Below are 904 nucleotides of genomic sequence, written 5' to 3' on the forward strand. Positions count from 1 at the left end.
AAAAAAAAAAAAACAAACAAAATAATTCCTTTATAAAGTAGTAAACCTATATAACCACTGTCAATTATGACTGTTCCTTGACCTAATGAGACAATTCCAACAATTCTTGTGCCAAATAAAGTAATTCCATAATCTCTAAAAAATACATAACTACTAAAAATTCGATTAGTGAACAATTTATTTAAAAATTGGAAAATGCTATTGGCTTCAAAATTAATTGACATTAGAGTTATAAACAAAACAGACACAGTAATAGCTAAATTAATAAAAAAACTATTTAACGGTCTATTTAGCTTACCCATTTTATCAAAAAAGTAACAAAAGAGAATTACTAAAATACTTATATATCCTGATGTTCTGGAGTCCGCTAACTGTAATATCCATAAATTCATCAATAATAAAAATAAATAGAAGAAGAATTTGAATCTTTTTATTTCAAAAAGATTTAAACTACAAACGGTTAAGGAATAGATCATTAACCCTAATGAATTCGGGTGTACAAATCCTAAACTATTCCTAATACCACCATTTGATCTATATATCACAAAATTACTAATATAGCCAATATGGGACAATAATATAATTGTTAACACGAATACTGTAAGTGTAATAAAATGTATTTTGAAAAATTTTTTATTATCTTTTAATATAATTGTATATAATAAGAAGAAGTACGTTATTTCTAGAAATGTAAAACCATTAAAAAGATTCAAAATAAATGTTAAAAAAAACAATATTAAGGAAGTTAGTTTTAATCTATTTATTCCATATTTAAGACTATGCATCACAAACAGGAATAATATACATATAAGGATTACAATAGAAATTCCATCAATTCTGTCAATATTTACAAATTTCAGTAGATACAATATTGTTAACAGAGAAAAAATTATATTGAACAATG

Annotated in this window: 1 protein-coding gene; it reads right to left on the minus strand. The window is 23.5% G+C overall.

The window, feature by feature from the left end; translation table 11 throughout:
* Positions 1-476 (minus strand): hypothetical protein (locus D8787_RS11745; protein ID WP_398575345.1); only part of this gene is annotated, 476 nt, incomplete at its 3' end.
* Positions 477-904: the final 428 nt, after the last annotated feature.

Source organism: Streptococcus mitis (genome assembly GCF_003944325.1).
In the GTDB taxonomy this organism is placed as follows: Bacteria; Bacillota; Bacilli; order Lactobacillales; family Streptococcaceae; genus Streptococcus; species Streptococcus mitis_CW.